The organism is Marivirga sericea, from assembly GCF_900177665.1.
Taxonomy (GTDB): Bacteria; Bacteroidota; Bacteroidia; order Cytophagales; family Cyclobacteriaceae; genus Marivirga; species Marivirga sericea.
In genome coordinates this window covers 604,672-621,843 of record NZ_FXAW01000001.1, presented here as the reverse complement: position 1 = coordinate 621,843, position 17,172 = coordinate 604,672, and the positions used below count along the sequence as shown (strand labels likewise).

19 protein-coding genes and 1 tRNA gene are annotated in these 17,172 nt (G+C 35.1%); 3 read left to right on the top strand and 17 right to left on the bottom strand.

Annotated elements, in window-relative coordinates; all coding sequences use genetic code 11:
• Positions 1 to 53: 53 nt before the first annotated feature.
• A complete protein-coding gene (locus B9Y84_RS02445) occupies positions 54 to 1,631 on the top strand; it encodes a GAF domain-containing protein (RefSeq protein WP_085515504.1) in 1,578 nt (525 codons plus the stop codon).
• Here B9Y84_RS02445 and B9Y84_RS02440 read toward each other — a convergent pair whose 3' ends face one another.
• The 11 genes from B9Y84_RS02440 to B9Y84_RS02390 form a co-directional block, all read right to left on the bottom strand.
• Positions 1,632 to 2,933, bottom strand: a complete 1,302-nt coding sequence (locus B9Y84_RS02440) for an MFS transporter (RefSeq protein WP_085515503.1) — start codon at positions 2,931 to 2,933, stop codon at positions 1,632 to 1,634.
• 87 nt (positions 2,934 to 3,020) lie between these two features.
• Positions 3,021 to 3,503 (bottom strand): ExbD/TolR family protein, encoded by a 483-nt coding sequence (locus B9Y84_RS02435; protein WP_085515502.1) that lies wholly within the window; start codon positions 3,501 to 3,503, stop codon positions 3,021 to 3,023.
• A 3-nt stretch (positions 3,504 to 3,506) separates the two neighbouring features.
• Complete coding sequence (locus tag B9Y84_RS02430) at positions 3,507 to 4,073, bottom strand: ExbD/TolR family protein (protein ID WP_085515501.1); 567 nt, start codon at positions 4,071 to 4,073, stop codon at positions 3,507 to 3,509.
• Positions 4,073 to 4,402 (bottom strand): hypothetical protein, encoded by a 330-nt coding sequence (locus B9Y84_RS02425; protein ID WP_085515500.1) that lies wholly within the window; start codon positions 4,400 to 4,402, stop codon positions 4,073 to 4,075. The genes B9Y84_RS02430 and B9Y84_RS02425 overlap by 1 nt, the downstream gene beginning before the upstream one ends.
• Before the next feature lie 24 nt (positions 4,403 to 4,426).
• Entirely contained in the window at positions 4,427 to 5,278 is an 852-nt protein-coding gene (locus tag B9Y84_RS02420) for a MotA/TolQ/ExbB proton channel family protein (protein WP_085515499.1), read from the bottom strand.
• A 173-nt stretch (positions 5,279 to 5,451) separates the two neighbouring features.
• Positions 5,452 to 5,538: transfer RNA gene (locus B9Y84_RS02415), tRNA-Ser, on the bottom strand.
• 191 nt (positions 5,539 to 5,729) lie between these two features.
• Positions 5,730 to 6,800 (bottom strand): asparaginase, encoded by a 1,071-nt coding sequence (locus tag B9Y84_RS02410; RefSeq protein WP_085515498.1) that lies wholly within the window; start codon positions 6,798 to 6,800, stop codon positions 5,730 to 5,732.
• Entirely contained in the window at positions 6,801 to 7,556 is a 756-nt protein-coding gene (locus tag B9Y84_RS02405; protein WP_085515497.1) for a TatD family hydrolase, read from the bottom strand.
• Entirely contained in the window at positions 7,553 to 8,662 is a 1,110-nt protein-coding gene (locus tag B9Y84_RS02400) for a glycosyltransferase family 2 protein (protein ID WP_085515496.1), read from the bottom strand. The genes B9Y84_RS02405 and B9Y84_RS02400 overlap by 4 nt, the downstream gene beginning before the upstream one ends.
• Positions 8,659 to 9,297 (bottom strand): polysaccharide deacetylase family protein, encoded by a 639-nt coding sequence (locus B9Y84_RS02395; protein ID WP_085515495.1) that lies wholly within the window; start codon positions 9,295 to 9,297, stop codon positions 8,659 to 8,661. The genes B9Y84_RS02400 and B9Y84_RS02395 overlap by 4 nt, the downstream gene beginning before the upstream one ends.
• Complete coding sequence (locus B9Y84_RS02390; protein WP_085515494.1) at positions 9,290 to 10,522, bottom strand: PP2C family protein-serine/threonine phosphatase; 1,233 nt, start codon at positions 10,520 to 10,522, stop codon at positions 9,290 to 9,292. Before B9Y84_RS02390 ends, B9Y84_RS02395 begins: the two co-directional genes overlap by 8 nt.
• Before the next feature lie 180 nt (positions 10,523 to 10,702).
• Between B9Y84_RS02390 and B9Y84_RS02385 the strand changes: the two genes are divergently transcribed.
• On the top strand, positions 10,703 to 13,147 hold the full coding sequence (locus B9Y84_RS02385; protein WP_085515493.1) for a zinc-dependent metalloprotease: 2,445 nt from the start codon (positions 10,703 to 10,705) through the stop codon (positions 13,145 to 13,147).
• A gap of 89 nt (positions 13,148 to 13,236) precedes the next feature.
• Entirely contained in the window at positions 13,237 to 13,530 is a 294-nt protein-coding gene (locus B9Y84_RS20525) for a hypothetical protein (protein WP_176223666.1), read from the top strand.
• On the opposite strand, the gene B9Y84_RS02380 is transcribed toward B9Y84_RS20525, so the two are convergent.
• The 6 genes from B9Y84_RS02380 to B9Y84_RS02355 all read right to left on the bottom strand — a co-directional run bounded on the left by B9Y84_RS02380 (position 13,427) and on the right by B9Y84_RS02355 (position 17,065).
• A complete protein-coding gene (locus B9Y84_RS02380) occupies positions 13,427 to 13,684 on the bottom strand; it encodes a YnfA family protein (RefSeq protein WP_085515492.1) in 258 nt (85 codons plus the stop codon). The two genes, B9Y84_RS20525 and B9Y84_RS02380, sit on opposite strands and share 104 nt — an antisense overlap.
• Before the next feature lie 2 nt (positions 13,685 to 13,686).
• Entirely contained in the window at positions 13,687 to 14,052 is a 366-nt protein-coding gene (locus B9Y84_RS02375) for a DUF3703 domain-containing protein (protein WP_085515491.1), read from the bottom strand.
• Positions 14,053 to 14,063: 11 nt separating this feature from the next.
• Complete coding sequence (locus B9Y84_RS02370) at positions 14,064 to 14,318, bottom strand: hypothetical protein (protein ID WP_085515490.1); 255 nt, start codon at positions 14,316 to 14,318, stop codon at positions 14,064 to 14,066.
• The gene (locus B9Y84_RS02365; RefSeq protein WP_085515489.1) at positions 14,299 to 15,423 is read right to left on the bottom strand and encodes a glycosyltransferase; all 1,125 of its coding nucleotides are present in this window, start codon (positions 15,421 to 15,423) and stop codon (positions 14,299 to 14,301) included. The genes B9Y84_RS02370 and B9Y84_RS02365 overlap by 20 nt, the downstream gene beginning before the upstream one ends.
• Positions 15,420 to 16,343 (bottom strand): lysylphosphatidylglycerol synthase domain-containing protein, encoded by a 924-nt coding sequence (locus B9Y84_RS02360; RefSeq protein ID WP_085515488.1) that lies wholly within the window; start codon positions 16,341 to 16,343, stop codon positions 15,420 to 15,422. Before B9Y84_RS02360 ends, B9Y84_RS02365 begins: the two co-directional genes overlap by 4 nt.
• Positions 16,344 to 16,480: 137 nt before the next feature.
• Positions 16,481 to 17,065: a coiled-coil domain-containing protein gene (locus B9Y84_RS02355; RefSeq protein ID WP_085515487.1), complete on the bottom strand. Its 585-nt coding sequence runs from the start codon at positions 17,063 to 17,065 to the stop codon at positions 16,481 to 16,483.
• Between the last annotated feature and the right edge of the window lie 107 nt (positions 17,066 to 17,172).

The window sequence follows — 17,172 nt, the reverse complement described above, 5'->3', positions numbered from 1 at the left end:
AAGGAATTATATCCTAATTTAAAGTAGATAATAGTATAAATTTTTACGGAATTATGAGGAGATTTTTAAATAAGCACTTGATATCCATCGCTATATATGCAGTTTCTGCGCTCATACTATTAAGTGTTACGCTTTCCTTTTACAATCAAAAAGTAATGAGTGATGCTCTCGAGACACAAGAACAAGCCGATATGGTGATGAGAGTCTCTGAAAATACATTACTTAATATCCGACAAATGGACATTAGTGGAAGAGGCTATGCCCTTATTAGAGAGGATGGATTTTTATTCTGGAGTGTAGCAAATGCAAGAAGGGAAAATCGAGAAAATTTCAAAACATTGGATAGTCTTTTTGCAATTCAAGACTATTCTGATCCCGTTAATTATCCAAAGTTGAAAGCAGGTTTTAAAAAATATGCTGATATGTATGAAGAAATGGTGGAGCACCTGAAAAATGATGACCTAGATGCCTATAAAGCAATATTACGAAACGACTTTGGAAGGACCTTTTGGCCAATAAATGATGCATTTACTAACAGACTTTATGAATTTGAAGAAAAACTAGTGGAAAAAGCTCAAGAAAGATACGAAAGAGCAATTTTTCAAAATACCATTGTCCAACTTTTACTTTTGTTGATCGGTCTACCAACTTTAATATTCATTCTAATTAAATTAAGAAAAGACGAAAAAAACCGTACAGCTTTACTTATAAATTTAAGAGAAAACAATAAAAAATATTTGTTCAATGACGGAGATAATCGTTTTCGAGGCGCAGCTAAGATCCTAAATGGCTCAATTGAGAATCTAAAAAAAGCAGCAAATTATGTTAGAAAGGTTGCTTCTGGAGAGTTTGATGTTGAATGGGAAGGAATGACAGATGAAAACAGAACCTTAAACGATAAAAATCTTGCTGGCCAGTTGATTGAAATGAAAAAACAAATGCAACTGGCTGATATGGAAAACAAGAAGCGTATTTGGTCCACGGAAGGCCTATCAAAACTAACTGAAATCATCAGAAATAGTGAGCAAGACACGAAAGAACTTACCTTTGAAGCAACCAAGTATATAACTCAATATTTAAATGCTCAACAAGGAAGTTTATTCATTCTCATTCAGGACGAAGGAGATGAAAATGAAAAACATCTAGAACTTTCAGCAGCATATGCTTTTGATAGACGTAAATTTGTTGATAAGAAACTGCAAATTGGGCAAGGCTTGGTTGGTCAAACTTATTTAGAAAGAGAAACACTGCTTCTAACAGAAATTCCACAGAATTATACTTTCATAAGATCTGGCTTAGGAGACTCCACTCCTACTTGCTTAGCAATAGTTCCAATGTTGTATAATGAAAAAGTACAAGCTCTAATTGAGCTAGCTTCATTTAAAAAATTTGAAGATTATCAAGTTCGATTCTTAGAAAAAGCAGGAGAATATGTTGCATCAGCCATCGCTACAACCCAAAACAATGAGAAAACAAGAGTTCTATTAGAACAAATGCAACAGCAAGCCGAAGAAATGAGGGCACAAGAAGAGGAATTAAGGCAAAATATGGAAGAACTTGAGGCTACTCAGGAAGAAATGAGAAGAAAAGAAAAAATGATGGAAGAGAAAATGCAAAATGCCTCAGACTGATTAAAATCTTTTATAATTTAAAGCTGAAGGAATTCTAATCATGAGGAGGAAGCCTATACCTACAGCAAAAAATAGTCCTAATGCAATGGTACTATTACGCATACTTCCAGTCCATTGCTCAATAAAGCCATATGAAAAAGTTCCTACAACAACCGCAAGCTTTTCAGTTACATCATAAAAGCTAAAGTAAGAAGCCTCATCATTAGATTGTTGAGGCATGATTTTGGAATAAGTACTTCTGGAAAGAGACTGAATTCCACCCATAACTAGTCCTACAATAAAGGCCAAAACATAAAACTGATAATCGGTATATACGAAGTAGGCATAAATACAAATCCCTACCCAAATGGCCAGCATAATCAACAAAGCAAATTTATTAGTTTTCCGTTTCGAAACATAAGCAAAAGCATAAGAACCAATAATTGCAACCGCATTGATAATAATGATTGTAAAAATCAATTTATCTCCTGGTAAATTCAATTCCTTGCTACCAAAAGATGCTGCCATATACATAACAGTTTGAACGCCCATACTATAAAAGAAAAATGATGTGAGGAAATATTTCAAGATGAGTTGCGATCTCAATTCCTGAAAAACCTTCAATATCTCTTTGTAGCCACTAGCTACTAAGGACTTTGAATAATTTATGGCCGTTTTAGGTTCCTTTAGTACTTTGAAAGTAATCTGAGCGAAAATAATCCACCATAAACCAACCGTCAAAAATGAAAATCGGGCAATTAATCCAGTACTTTCAAGACCAAACCACTGAGGGTTCGATATACATATCAAATTAATAATCAATAATATAATACTCCCAACATAGCCAAGAGAAAATCCTTTTGCACTGATAATATCATGTCTATCTGGCGTTGCAATAATTGGCAAAAATGAATTGTAAAAAACTAAACTACCAGAATACCCGATGCTCGCTAAAATAGAACATATTATAGCCCATTCTACGTTCTCTCCTGTGAAAAAGAAAAGTCCTATACAGGAAAAAGCACCTAAATATGTAAAAATCTTCATAAAGGTCTTTTTACTAGACGAATAGTCGGCTATACCCGAGAGCAAAGGAGACACAAGCGCAACGACCAGAAAACTAAATGAAATGGCAAAAGAGTATAATGCGGTATTGACCAGTTCAAAACCAAAGAAATCAACGATATCACCATTGAAGGCATTTTGTGTTGCTGTATTATAAAAGACAGGAAATATGGACGATTTAATGACAATAGCATAGACTGAGTTAGCCCAATCGTACATACACCATGCATTAATAGTTTTTGACTGGTTAATTTTCAAAGTTCCAGAGTTATATACTGCGAATTTTTACAAAAAAAAACCTCATTCCAATAAATGAAATGAGGTTTTCGAAATAATATAAGAGACTTACAATAAGGAATTATTTTTATCCTTACTAGTTAATTTCAACGTATTGTACATTAACTTACGAGCATTTGCTTTTCTAAGCTGCTGTTGAACATCAGAAATAATTCCCATTTTTGCTTCACTATCTACTTTCATAGCGATTGTGATCTTATCTCTCTCAGCCTCCGCTAATTTATCTTTTTCCTTTGCGACCCATAAAAGAATATCTCTTGGTTCAATAAATACATCATTTGCTTGAATTTTAGCTTCTCCCCCAAACTTCTCAGTCTGCTTAGGTTTTCCGATGTACAAATAGCTTACAAGCGATTTTCTTTCAATCTTCTTCAACTGCTCTGCTTTAGGTATTGTTTGTTCCACCTTTATTTCGGTTTCTCTCAATACTGTAGTCACCATGAAGAAGAAGAGGAGCATAAAAATAATATCCGGTAATGCAGAGGTAGGAATTTCCTGACTTGCATTGCTTTTCTTTTTAAACTTTGACATATCTTAGTTCCCTCCTATATTTGTTGGTTCCGCAATAGAAATCGCCATTGGAATATCTCCTTTACCTCTTTCGTAAATAGCCTTTTCCTTTGGATCTTTCAAATTTAAACCTCTAAATTCTTCAGCCGTTACACCTGCTCTTTCAGCATAAATCTGATAGTAGGCACCTTGCAGCTGATCCAATACATTAATATATATCTCATAACTTGTTCCTCTATCTGTTTTAAAGGAAACAATTGCATCTTGTGGACTTTCTGATAATTCAGGATTTTGACTTGGATTTAAAACATGCTCAATTAACATCTCTTTGATCTGTGTGTAGTCATCCAATCGTTCACCCTCTACCAAGAGGCGATCAGCTGAATTAATAGCAACCTTAAATAAGTTTCTATCCTTAATCTTAACATCTATCTGCTCGGCATCATCCGGCTCAGGAGGTAAAGTTAAGGTCAAACCTTTATCAGACGCAATGGTAGTAGTTACAAGAAAGAATATTAACAACAAGAACGCAATATCGGCCATTGAGCCTGCATTCACCTCTGCTTTTGATCTTCCTTTACTTCTAGCCATTATCTTATGATTTTACTAATTTCTGAATATACAATCGATATTACTGCAATTGCCATTAATAAATATGTGGTAATTAATACACCACCTATTACCTTTGACGAAGTGTTTGTAATATCAAACTCAATATACTTAGCAGTTACTTCATCTCCTGAGATCGCCCAGCCGACTATGTAAACTACACCTATTACTACTACTCCCAAAACTGATTTTAACAAGCTTTTTGGGTTGCTCAATGCGCTTATCAATGGTAATACAATCGCACCTAACGCTGCGATGATTACTAATAAATAAGCTGCATATAGCATTATATTAACTCCTACAGTTTCCATATAGTAAATTTTTTGAGGTTAAACTTACTTAGTAAGATTATGCTTTACTAAAACATCAACTAAAGCAATAGAAGCATCTTCCATTTGATTTACTAAAGAATCTACTTTAGAAACGCAATAATTATAAAATAATTGTAAGATTACCGCAACAATCAAACCAGCAACAGTTGTTAACAAGGCTACTTTAATACCACCAGCAACCAAAGAAGGAGAAATATCGCCTGCTTCTTGAATAGAATCAAATGCGTCAATCATACCGATTACAGTACCCATGAAACCCAACATTGGAGCAAGAGAGATAAATAATGATATCCAAACCAAACCTCTTTCCAAACGTCCCATTTCAACAGAACCGTAAGAAATTACAGATTTCTCAACCATTTCAACACCTTCAGACATTCTCATTAACCCTTGAGTAAAGATAGAAGCTACTGGCCCTCTAGTATTTTTGGTTACTTCTTTTGCAGCATCAACACCACCTTGACTCAATGCATCTTCTACATTAGCCAATAATTTGTTAGTGTTTGTAGTTGCTAAGTTTAAGGTAATGATTCTTTCAATAGAAATAGCTAATCCTAAGATTAAACATATTAAAACTACTGACATGAACTGCCATCCACCTTCAATAAACTTCTCTTTTACGACTTGGTGAAAGCCTTGCTCCTCTACCACTTCTTCTTCTTCAACAACAGCAGTAGCAGTTGTATCTACTTCTTCTACAGCCGCTGAATCAGATACCTCCGCAGAGTCCCCTTCCATAGCAGTTGTATCATTTTCCATTCCAGAAGTTGCTTCCTCGTCCTGAGCAATTGCATTGCCATTAAAACCGAATGCAAGAGCTCCGGTCATCATCATTAAAACAAATAGCTTTTTCATAGTTAAGTTGTTTGTAATTTTCTTTTTTAGTTATTGTATGTTAGTTAAATGTAAACTAAGTTCAATTTTACACAAATATCCACAAACAGAAAATTTTTTTAGCAATTCTTTAACGCTATGCTTCAATAATTATTAATAATATTCACAATAGTGCCAGCAAATTGAGCAAAATGCGGAGAAGGAGGGATTCGAACCCTCGGTACCCGTGAAGGCACACTCGCTTTCCAGGCGAGCCCGATCGACCACTCTGGCACCTCTCCTTTATCTGTTTACATATATTTATCGATTGAACTCTTTTCAAACGTGCACAAATAAATTAATAATTTATTCTTCATGCAAGCCCATTATGTCAAATGGTAAATATTAATACAATAATAACATGCAAATAAATTGCAAATAGAATGATTGTAGTTTAATATTATATTATTCCATGTATCTACTTTAAAACAACTCACTCCATTTCACCACGAAGCGGCTTAATTAGATAATTCTGTTGCATTTCTTTGTTGTGTGCATGACTTAATACATACATCATTTTAGTGATTGCAGCCTCGGTTGTTATATCGCTACCACTTATTACACCAATGGATTGAAGGTCCTTACTGGTTTGATATCTCCCTTGAATCACTTTACCCCCCATGCACTGTGAAACATTTAAAATTAAAATACCTTTATCAATTGCTTTTTGCAGTGAATCTATAAACCATTTTTCTGTTGGGGCATTACCGGAGCCATAGGTTTCAATTACAAGCCCTTTCAGACCTTCAATTGACAAAATACCGTCTACAAGTGCTTTTGAAATACCCGGAAAAACTTTAAGAATCGCCACTTCTTGTTGTATGTCCTTTCTTACTTTTAATTCCAAATCAGCCTGAAATGGCCTAAGAGCAGAAAAATTATACTCAATAATAACTCCTGCTTCTGCTAAAACTGGATAATTCTCGCTTTGAAATGCATCAAATTGAACACTTTCTACCTTTTTAGCTCGATTTGCTCGCAATAAAAGATTATCAAAATAAATACATACCTCAGAAACGATAGGCCTATGATTTAACTTCTGACTTGCAATTTCAATAGCTGTTATCAGATTTTCTCGAGCATCAGAACGGGCTGCGCCAATGGGTAGTTGAGCCCCTGTGAAAATAACAGGCTTATTCAACCCTTCTAACATAAAACTTATGGCAGAAGCTGTATATGCCATAGTATCGGTTCCGTGAATTACTATGAAACCATCATATTCTTTATAATTATCTTCTACTAATCCAGCGATATCATCCCAGTGTTTTGGATTCACATTTGATGAGTCAATTAGATTATTGAAAGAGGCTACTGTTATTTTAAGATTGAAATTTCTTAAAGAGGGAACTTCGTCTAAAATATTCTGAAAATCAAAAGGGACAAGTGCCATCTCCTCATTATACACCATTCCCAAAGTTCCACCTGTATAGATAATCATTACCGCACTTTCTGGCGCTTTAGGAGTAGCGGTTTCAATATGTATTAATTCGTAAGGCTTTTTCATTTAGGAAAATAATGCTTTAGCATTAGTGGAAGTTACTGATATAAGTTCTTCTTTTGGCATACGCTTCAGATCTGCTATTTTCTGAGCTATTAATTCTAGATAGGCCGGCTCGTTCCTCTTTCCCCTTTTTGGAGTTGGAGCTAAGTAAGGTGCGTCTGTTTCCAGAACCATTCGGTTTACATCAATTTTAGAAATATGCTCAGCCAAACCACCATTTTTGAACGTTACTATCCCTCCTATGCCAATATAAAAATCTAAATCAATAACTTTTTGCGCATCTTCTGCAGTGCCTGAAAAGCAATGAAATACTCCCTTTAAGTTTTCATCCTTCATCTCTTTTACAATCTCATAAGTATCTTGAAAAGAATCTCTACAATGTAAAATAATAGGGACCTGATGCTGTTTTGCTAAACCTATTTGAATTTTTAAAGCTTCTTTTTGTTCTTCCATCAAGCTTTTATCCCAATAGAAATCTAAGCCAATCTCTCCTATGGCAACAAATTTCCTTTTATTAAGCCAATCTTCCACTTCGTAAAGCTGTTTCTCGAAATGCTTTTCTATAGAGGAAGGGTGAACTCCCATAGTAGCAACTGTATGAGGATATTTATCCTCAACTTCTAACATGGGTTCGATAGACTCATGATCAATGTTCGGCATGTAGAATTTTTCCACTCCAGCTTCCTCTGCCCTACTTAACATTTCTGATCTATCCTCATCAAATTTCTCCGCATATAAATGCGCGTGTGTTTCAATCATCCTTTAGCAAATTTTCTTCCTTTCCATTTCACAGGCAAAGGTAAGATATAATAGAAAAGAAGTGCAACAGAAATGAAACCACTATAAAATTCGAATATAAAAAGATTACCTAAAGGCACATATTGATTAAGTCTCTCCAAAATTTTGCTGATAAAAAGACTTTGCAGCGTAATCTTTAAACCAAATAATGGAATGGCCACGAAGGGATTAACAAAAATCATTGCAAGCATTGCGGGATAATATAAAGCTTGCAAAACTAAAATAGTCACCATGAATGCTGGTAGTTTCAATGCCCCACGCATCCATCTTTTCCGTTGATTCATTAAATTCCAAAAACCCCTTGTTGCAAAAGTTCTCACTAGACTATCCTCATTTGCCAATTGCTGATATAGATATCCTTTTTTTGCCACAGCTTGAAATAAGGCAAAATCTTCCGTTACTGAAAAAGGAATATTCTTATAGCCCCCTACTTTGGTGTAAGCTTCTTTGCTTATCATCATATTATTCCCAACTGCTGTGACAGGTATTTTCCAGCCACTAACGATTTTTACCATGCCCAATGCCAGACTCCAATCTAACATTTGCATACTGGAAAAAAAATCTTGGGCTTTTATGATCGTGAAGCCACTTTGAATACCTGAACCCGTTTTCCAACAAGCTAATTGCTTCATTAGCCAACTTGGCGGAACTTCCACATCAGCATCAGTTATCATCAAATATTCACCTTTTGCTTTAGCAGCTAATTGCTCTAAAACATTAGCCTTTGCATCCAAATGGTCGATTTTATTCTTGATAGGGGTATACAAAAAGTTATTAGTTTCTTTATCCCACTCTTGCATTATTTTGGTACTTCCATCTGTCGAGCCATCGTCCCCCATTAAAACCTCGTATTTATCGTTTGGATAATCAAGCTTCTCTAATGAATTTAAGGCATAATTTACAGTATGGACTTCGTCTCGAACAGCAATTAAAATGGAAATAAAAGGCAATTCACCTTCGTAAGGTTTTGGGTTCTCAGCTTTTGGTTTCCACGCCATCCACAAAATTAAGTCCACAAAGATTACAATAAGAATAATCGTCAATAGGCCTAAAAATAGATAGGTCATAGTTTTTTAAATTTGTATCCAATATCGGAAAAATACTTGAGATACAAAGGTAGGAATTGCAATATTTTATCTTTGGCTTTTACATTATCATGAAACACTATAATACTACCGTTCAATGAGTTTTGGATGCTCTTCTCGAGTATAGTATCTGCTGATATTGAGATGTTGTAGTCTTTTGAGAGCACATCCCACATCACAAGTTCAAAACCCATTGTCTTAAGGGTACGAATAAGTTGAAAATTAAACTGGCCATAAGGAAACCTGAAAAGCTTTCTATCTGGAGAAATATGCTTTTCAATCTCCTGCTGACACAGATCTACATTAGCCAGATAGTCTTGATTTGACGATTTCCATGCCTTCATGTGATGATAGGTATGATTCCCGACACTATGCCTGCTATTTAATATTGATTGAAAGATTTTAGGATACTTCCTAATATTATCACCAACACAAAAAAAAGTGGCTTCTGCGTCAAACTCCTTCAATATTTCTAAAATCTGAATGGTTAATTCAGGAATCGGCCCGTCATCAAAAGTTAGATAAATGACTTTATCTTCTGAGTCTACTTTCCATAATAAAGAAGGAAAAAAACGTTGTATTATTTGAGGAGTTTTGTACCACGCATAATCAAACATGATACTTACACGCTAGAAGGGTAATATCATCGGACAAAGCTCTCTTTCCAATAAAAGCATCAATCTCCTTTAGTATTGCAGCTAGTATTGCTTGAGGTGTGGCAGAAATGTACTTACTCAGAATCTCCATCACTCTTTCTGGCCCAAACTCCTCTTCGTCCTCATTGAAAGCTTCCGTTAAGCCATCAGTATATAGCAAAAGTGTTTGTGGTTCTGTAATTTTCAGTGTTCCTATCTCTAGAAAGGGGATTTCTTTAAGAGCACCGAGAACCAAAGTTCCTTTATCCAATTTTTCGATAGACCCATCAGAAGAAACCAAAAATGGGGGGTTATGCCCTGCATTGACATATGTGAGTTCTTTTTCTTTCAAATCAATCAAGGCAATGAAAAAGGTGATAAAATTCTCTCCATTAGCACTTTCAAAAACCTGATGATTCAAATCATGAATAACCTCTTCCAAGTCAATAGTTTTTCTTAATAAGGTTCGTAATGATGCTTGGAAATTGGACATGAGAAGTGCCGCAGGAACGCCTTTTCCGGATACATCAGCTATGCAAACTATTTTCTTGTGGTCATCTACTGCTATCCAATCGTAGTAATCGCCACCCACTGTATGATGAGGAGAGTAATGTGCGTCAATTATAAAATTACTTTTATCAGGTAAAGATTTAGGGAATAGCAGTTGCTGAACTTTCTTAGCAATTTCCATCTCCTTATCATAGACTTCTTGTTCTAATCTTTCTCTAGCCATTTTCTTATTTTCAATGGCTACCATAATAATATTAGTCAATGCTTGAATAAAATTCAAATGGTTTTCTATTAACTCCTTTTCTTCAGCATTAGCTACACCCCCTAAGAAAACAATTGCCAAGAGCTCATCCTTATGAAAAACTGGTATAGCAACATCAAATTCTTCAAAAGGAGAGTCAACTAAATCTGAAGGAAATAAAATCTTTCTTTTTTCCACCAATTGATGAGCACTGGCACCAGTCGTTTGATAATCTTCACGAGTACCAAAAGCTAATTTCTGTTCCCAATTATTCTTTTCCTTAACCAGTAACATCAATTTTCCCAATTTGAGATTGGCTCTCAAGGTGAAATTGTAAATTTTATATAAGGATTTTTCGGGCAAATTCTCATTTATTGCTTGGGTGATTTCCAGCAATGCATTTAGCTCAAGTTCTTTGAGCTCATATCGGTTCGCTATTTTGAATGCAGTATCCATAAGTAAAATGTGAAGTTAAGGATTAGAATCGAGAAAAGGAAAACGCTTATCTCGAATAAACCAACCTTATTAAATGATAGGAAACATTTAGAAATAGTTAACACTAACCATCTAAGGAATTATGTCTGAAATTTCCTAGATAATTAATTATCTTTCAGGAAATCAGAAAAACAAAAAACAATGAAGCAGTATTTATACATTTTTATTCTCCTTTTTTCCGTTTCCTGCAATGCTTTGAAAAATAATCAGAGTACCGAACCTGAATTATCCAAATTCAACAAACTGATCTCAGGTAAAGAAAAATTCAGTGGATTTATGAATTACTATTGGGATGCAGAAAAAGGCAAAATTTATCTCGAAATAGATAAATTAAATGAAGACCTTATTTATGTAAGCTATCTTTCTGCTGGGTTAGGTTCTAATGATATCGGTCTTGATAGAGGACAAATTGGTAATTCCAAGATCATTAAATTTGAGAAAATCGGAAATAAAATCATGATGTTTGAGCCTAATTATAAATTTAGAGCCAACTCTGATAATGCAGCGGAGAAAAAAGCCGTAAAAGACGCATTTGCTCATTCTATTCTGCATGGTTTTGAAATCGAAGCATCGAGTGACTGGGCTCATTTAGTAGATGCCACTGACTTCTTCATAAGAGATGCACATGGTGTAGGTCAAAGATTGAAGCAATCAAAAGAAGGTTCTTATAGTTTAGACAAAGATCGTTCTGTATTCAATATTGAGGGGTCTAAAAACTTTCCAGAAAATTCGGAATTAGATTTTTGGATTTCATTTAAAGGAGAAGCAAAAGGTCGAGAAATTTATTCTGTTAGTCCAGATGCAGATAATATCACAGTTCGTCAACATCACTCCTTTGTGCAATTACCAGATGATAATTTTCAACCGAGAAAGTTTGATCCAAGAGCAGGTTATTTTGGTACAACCTACAAAGATTATGCAGTTCCTATTCAAGAAGATATTAATCAAAGATTAATTAATCGACACAGATTACAAAAGAAAGATCCAACAGCTAAGACAAGTGAAGCTGTTGAGCCGATTATCTACTATATAGACCCCGGAACTCCAGAACCAGTCCGCTCAGCATTAGTAGATGGTGCTAAATGGTGGAACCAAGCATTTGAAGCAGCAGGATATGAAAATGCATTTCAAGTTAAAATCTTACCAGAAGATGCAGATCCTTTAGATATTCGATATAATGTTATTCAGTGGGTGCATCGTTCCTCACGGGGCTGGAGCTATGGAGCAAGTGTCACAGATCCCAGAACTGGAGAAATTATCAAAGGGCATGTCAGCTTAGGTTCGTTAAGGGTAAGACAAGACTTTTTGATTGCTGAAGGACTTTTAGCACCCTACGATAATGCTGAAGGAAGCAACGCTATGGAAAAAATGGCCTTAGCTAGGCTAAGACAACTTTCCGCACATGAAATCGGTCATACCTTGGGCTTAGCTCACTCCTACGCTTCTAGTACTGAAAACGATGCTTCTGTAATGGATTATCCTCATCCTACAATTGAGCTGGATGAAAAAGGTAACATCAGTCTAAAAAATGCCTATTCTGAAAATATAGGGAGTTGGGATAAGTATGCGATCCGATATGGTTATGAGGAGATTCCAAGTGAAACAAATGAGCAAGACTATCTAACCGGTATTTTGAAAGAAGCAAATAGCAAAGGTTTAACCTTTATTTCGGATAGAGATGCCAGAGCCACAGGTGGTGCACATCCTTATGCGCACTTATGGGATAATGGAAAAGATGCAGCGGTCCAGCTTAACCATTTGCTGCATGTTAGACAAAAAGCAATTTCCAAATTTGGCAAAAATGTGATTCAAGATAATCGTCCTTTAGCTCAAATTCAGGAAGCGCTAATTCCTATATATTTCCTGCATCGCTATCAAGCAGAAGCCACTGTTAAATTGATTGGCGGTTTAGATTATTCTTACAAAGTGAAAGGCGATAATTTAAAAAAGATGAGTATTGTGCCTGCTGAATGGCAAATTGAAGCAGCTACCAGCTTAGCCAATTCTGTAAAAGCAGAGAATTTGGCACTACCTGAGCAGTTATTGAATACTTTATATCCTAGACCTTTAGGTTATTATGACAATAGAGAATTACTAAGCGGCAAGACTGGGGTAACATTTGATGCGATCGGAGCTGCAGAGCAAGGAGCCTCAATGGTTTTTGAATTGGTAATGCATCCACAAAGACTGAATAGGCTAGTTGAATATCATGCTAGAGATATCAAATACCCAGGCATTCAGGAAACACTTGAGATTTTTGAAGACATTTTATTTAATCAAAAGGTGAGCAATAGTTATTATGAAGCCATACAACTTACTACTCAATCTGTTTTCGTAAATCACCTTATGAAAACTATCCAAAATGGAAATCTGTCCGCATTGGCAAGAGCCCAACTCATGTCTGCTTTAACTGAGATTTCCAACAGGCTTGTAAAAGTTAGTGGAAGAGTTAGCGATTTGAAAAAATCTCATAATCAAATGATAGTAACCCAAATTAGTATTTTTATGGATTCACCTAAGGAATATAATGTTGCTCCTATTCCATCATTACCTCCTGGTAGTCCTATTGGAAGTTGCGATTATTAACTATTATCTAACAAAATATTTGAACTGGAACTATGGTTTCAGTTCAAATAATCTCTACTAAACTTCAATCTTAAACCAAAAAAAGCATTATGAAATTTATTTACACTTTAGCCCTACTAATTCTACCTTTCCTATCATTATCTCAATCGATTGTTAGTTTTCATCAATCACCAAATAGCGGACAAGTAGCATATGCATATGAGTTTAGCAATAAATTCAGACCGGAAGTCCGGTTATATCCTAATACCTTAATTGATGATTTTCTTCTAAAATTTATGTTTAACTATGATTGGATCGAAAAAGAAGACTATGAGTTTTACAGTGGTGCTTCACTATCTGGGGCTCTTGGCATACTCTACCGAAATTTGCAGGTTGCCATGTAGCGACAATACCATAGCCTATCAGGATTATTCCACCCAAAGCTCCAATCCACCATGGCTTTTCTTCTCTAATGGTTAGCCAAACCAGATAGCCACCTCCTATTTCGAACAGTCCAGCTAAAATAAATAAGGAGATGGATTTAACAAAGGTCAACATACTTATTTAGCCTTTTCTAAAATCAATTTCAAGTCTTCTGGAATTTCCATTGCTTTTAAGGGAGGAACATTAGCACCACCAGTATTACCTGCTGGTATTTTTCCTACAAAAGATTTTACTCCACCAACCAGTAACCTAGGGATTTGCCCAATAACTTCTTTATAATTTTTAATTCTGAATCCAAACTTCAGCATAATCCAGTGAACATATGAATGCTGATACGGATAGGCCTGACCGATAATATGAGCACGTTCTAAATGCCGCCAAGCTACTGGAAAGTTATAGGATTTAAGATTAGCATAATAATCCTCTAGTTCTTTCCGATAATAAGGTCTTAAGCTTTCTGGAAATCTCATGTTAACTTTCATAATCATCGCATTTAAAAACCGTTATGCTCTAGCAGACCTTTCTTAGTTGCTAGAAAATATAAGTCATTCCAAGGGATACTAGTAAAGTCACTAGCTTTATCATATTCTTCATCATGATTGATCAGCATTTTGATATATTCCTTTCTAGTCAGCTCGAATAAATATTTTTGTAGGACCGTATCTTGCCAATCTAAAGCTTTTTTAACTTCTGCGTATGATTGTACAAAGTATAACTCGTCTAAAAGGTCAATTTCCTGCTCGTTCATTACTTTTATATTTTCTTTCCTTCCAAGTATAATTACCAAAATTAGCTAATAAACCAAATATGATTACATAAAAGCTATAAATCAACTGTAAAATACTAAACACTCCTATTTTGAAAGTGTTCCCTAGAGATTTTAAGATTGAAGCGATAAAAATAGCCTCAGAAACAATTTTTAAAACTATGACCGGAAGCAGAATCAGAAACTCATTTGTAATAAAACTGTATAGAACAGCTGTGATGTACATCAAATGAAATGCCCAAACCGCTATTGCCGGCACACTATCCAACAAACTTGAACTAGCTCTCCATTTCGCAGCCCATCTTTTCCGTTGTTTAGAAAAAGACCTGATATCTTTTGGTGCTAGCGTTTCTACGACTGACTCCTTCTGGAAAAAGACGCCATCAGGGTATTCTGCTTTTATTCTTTTCAATAAAAATATATCGTCCCCTGAAGGTATAGCTAAATTACCTGCATAGGGATCAAGTTTTTCGAAAGTAGATTTTCTGAAGGCAAGATTAGCTCCATTAGCCATCGTAGGATTTCCAAGCTCAATACTAACTGCACCCACACCAATTAAAGGTGCAAATTCCATTTGGAATAGCCGATCAAGAAAATGTTTCGTCTTAAATACTACACCACCACTGACCAACTGTATATGTTCGATCTCAAATGGCGCTTGCATTGTTCGCACCCAATTTTTCGGAAAGCTACAATCAGCATCTGATGTTAAAATAACTTCAGAACTACTATGCTGTATTCCTATACTAATTGCTGATTTCTTTCCTTGCAAACCAACGGGCAGGCTTAAAACCCTTAGTTTAAAAGCAAAATGCTCTTCAAAGGGACTAATAATAGCTGTAGAAGAATCCTCAGAATGATCATTAATGAGTATTACTTCTAATAACTGATGCGGGTAATCTAGTTCAGAAATGCTTTGCAGCAAATTATCCAAGTTATCACTTTCATTTCGAAATGGAATCACAATAGATACCGACTTTAGTTCACCACTTCTATCTAATTCAGGTAATTTCCTCCAAATCTTAGCAGCAAAAAGCAGAGCTACCGCATAGAAAAGAATGACAATGGAGAAAAAAGCCAAAATCATGAGTTTCTTAATTTAAGTTGCGGAATAAAGAATAATCCAATGAGAGCAGGCAGCGCAATATTAATCAACCATAGAATTAAGCCTGCAGCTATAATAGGTGCCACCTCTACTCCCATTGATTCAAAAAATAACGCTACACTAAATTCCCTTATACCTAAATCACTCAAAAAATTAAAAGTAGGTAAAATTGATTTAGCTAAAAACATGAAAGCTACACCCATAAACTGCATCAATAGACTAATTTTTAAGCCTAAAACTGACAGCAGTAATAAAAACTGCACGCTAAAAATCACATATCGTATAATAGATAGTCCTGCCAAAATACCTAAGAATTCGATTCCAACACTTTTAAAAGGATGGATATTATCTTGGATTCTTGGATGGTTTCTATTCAGAAAAACCATCAATAAAAGGGCTGCTACCAGCCCTCCTAAGATGCTTAGAACAGGGTATGAAAAAGTCAATGGAATATCGTATTGAAACAAGCTTCTTCTGGAAAAAATATAGAAAGAAATTATTCCAAAGATTGCGGTCGGAAACATTTGCATCATCCTTGAAATCAAAATAAGACCCAAAGCTCTTTTGCGGTTATGATGAGTTAGCGAAAAAACTTTTGCAAAGTAATCCCCTACTGCATGAGGCGTTACGAAACCTAACGCTACTCCTGCAAGAACACCAGTTGAAGCAGTAGAAATAGAGATTTTTGTAATGGGCTGAATAGAATATTTCCACTTTAGAACTTCCATTAACCAATTAGCAGGCATTAGAAAAACAACTAAAATTATTATAGTAGGACTACCAGTGAATAGTTGAAAAGCGGAAATAAAAGCGAATTTATCTTCCCTGATTTTTTCATATAGGAACAATAGCACTACTATTGTTACAAACAGTTTAAGAATAATCAGTAATGCCTTCTTCAACGTATATTATAAAGATAAAAAACCACCTTACAATGATGCACATTAGAAGGTGGTTTTCAAAATTTGATTAACTAATTTTTGCTACCCTAGGTAGACCCTGAAATTATCTTCATAGTCTTTATCTGCTAGTATGAATTTTATCGTCTTTGTTCTTCAAGTTTGTTTAGAGCAGTCTGTAGCTCCCTTTTGATCTTTACTTGTTTATCATGAGAGCGTTTTCTTAAGTCTTCTAACTCTTGATCGACCAATTCCTTATCCTTTTTAGCCTGACGCGTCATTCGATAACTATTCAAGAACATTATATATACTAAGACTAGACCGCCAATTAAAATCACTACTAAACTCCACATCGCAATATTATAGGTAGTTTTTGACATCGGAATACCCAAAAATGGCATCTCATCAACTATAGCTTGTGTTTCTTCCAATTCACTTTTCAAACTATTCATTTGAGACTTAGCTGAATCCCTTTCCGTTTCAGCCTTACTTTTAGCTTTCTCAGCTGAAGAAACGCTTTCCTTTAAAGTGCTGATCGTATCATTCATGATCTGACCGAATGAATTCACTTTAGTGATAGGAATGACTTTGTACTTTTCAAAAGTTTCGCTACCCTCTATCATGTTTTGATATTGATCTGATAATTTGGCATCTTCTTGCGACTCAGCATCAAACTGAATTGCAAAAACAAGAATTGAAAAAATAACCAAAAACTTAAATCTCATAATAATCTCTTTATCGTGTAAATCACCACTTTAATTTGGTGTAAATATAGTTTGAACGAATGGAATTAAAAAAACTTATCTCTAATTCAATTATAAAAAACACTAAT